The organism is Parablautia muri (assembly GCF_009917485.1).
Taxonomy (GTDB): Bacteria; Bacillota; Clostridia; order Lachnospirales; family Lachnospiraceae; genus Suilimivivens; species Suilimivivens muri.
This window is the reverse complement of the sequence record NZ_QZDT01000164.1, coordinates 1-1,461: the sequence shown is the minus strand read 5'-3', so window position 1 is coordinate 1,461 and position 1,461 is coordinate 1. Positions and strand designations below refer to the sequence as shown.

General features: G+C 32.9%; 2 protein-coding genes. Both read right to left on the bottom strand.

Annotated features, from left to right (window positions below; all coding sequences use genetic code 11):
* Positions 1–233 precede the first annotated feature (233 nt).
* The gene (locus tag D5281_RS24925) at positions 234–593 is read right to left on the bottom strand and encodes a hypothetical protein (protein WP_277935633.1); all 360 of its coding nucleotides are present in this window, start codon (positions 591–593) and stop codon (positions 234–236) included.
* Between the two features lie 65 nt (positions 594–658).
* A complete protein-coding gene (locus D5281_RS24920) occupies positions 659–1,384 on the bottom strand; it encodes a hypothetical protein (protein WP_277935632.1) in 726 nt (241 codons plus the stop codon).
* Positions 1,385–1,461: the final 77 nt, after the last annotated feature.

Here is a 1,461-nt window from a genome sequence, read left to right as displayed (position 1 = left end):
TAAAAATTCTCCTTTTCGATAAGAATTGTCATATCTACATTCTTACCAAAAAGGAGCCAATTTTTTCCAAATACACAAACTATTTTACACTACCGTTTGTCCTGTATCAGGATTCATCAGCCATATCTTTTCGCTACGGCCGCTACCTTCCGGCGTACCTTCATACTCTTCTCAAAAAGAAAAATCTTTCATATATTTCTCCCAAATTTCTTTATCTTTCTATAATCGAAATTTTAAAATTCATAATACCAATCCGCCATAAGTACTTTTGTATTAATAATCTGTTTCAATTCGTTGTCCTCCTGAAGCAAACAACCTTGAATAACTTTTTCACTTGCACCTGACATCTTTTTTATAACCGAATCACTTAATCCTGATTTCAAAAGCTGACTTATACCATATTTTACAACACTAGTCACACTTGTAATACCAATCAACGCCCCCATATAATCAGGTATTCCGGAAGAAGATGTTATATCATTCCATGCTTCTCCCCGAAAACCAGCAAACATTAAATTTTCTTTATTTACAATTTTTTTATCAACAACGAAATCTTTTATATTTCTTAATTGAATAGATAATTTCAGCGGCAACCGAAGCTCAAAACCATTAACGATGATACAATCATACGCTTGGTAGTGTTTTTAATTTTGTGTCTTTACCCTTCCACCTTATTCCAGAGGCCGGGTGTGGGCAGAGCCCACAAGCCCTTATAAATGCTAGGTTTCCGGCTAATTATAGTTGGTAAAAATCTGCTAAAGAAAAAATCCAAAGACACATAATTATTTACACCCTCATACGCTTCATCATAATCATCCCATTTCATTTTTCTTAATTCACGATATGTAATTCCATATAACATCATCATCTTTATCCCTACAGCTGCTACCGCTTTTTTAAAACTGGTTGCATTCTCCCATTCCTGTATAGTAAATTGTTCATTTGCCCATATTAATATTTTTTCAGCTTCGGTTGATGTCAACGGTTCCTGCTCAACAATCCCAGCCAGCATTTCGCACTTATCTATATAAGCCATCATTTGCTGCATATACGAGTTTTCTCGCAATCGGTTATACGAAATTGCATCATATAAGTCGGGATTTACAATATCCGTTGTTCTTCTTATATAATTGAAAAACTGCCCAATTACCGTTGCATAGCGTTTTGCTTTTGTTTTACTTTTATATCTTTTCACTGTCTCAACATTATAAATCAGGCTTTTTAATATAAAATCCACATCTATACCCTGCAATAAAATACGAAGTTGATCTCCAGACAAGGAATTTTTCCAATTTACTTCTATATATTCACTAAAATTAATAACATCACACTTATAGTCTGAATATTCTTTTATAAATTTATCTGCAATATCTTTGTATTCCATTTTATTCCTCCCTATATTGTCAAGTGATTTTCCTTAAAAAATCAAGGAATTTATAGTTACATATCTCAGATGAATGA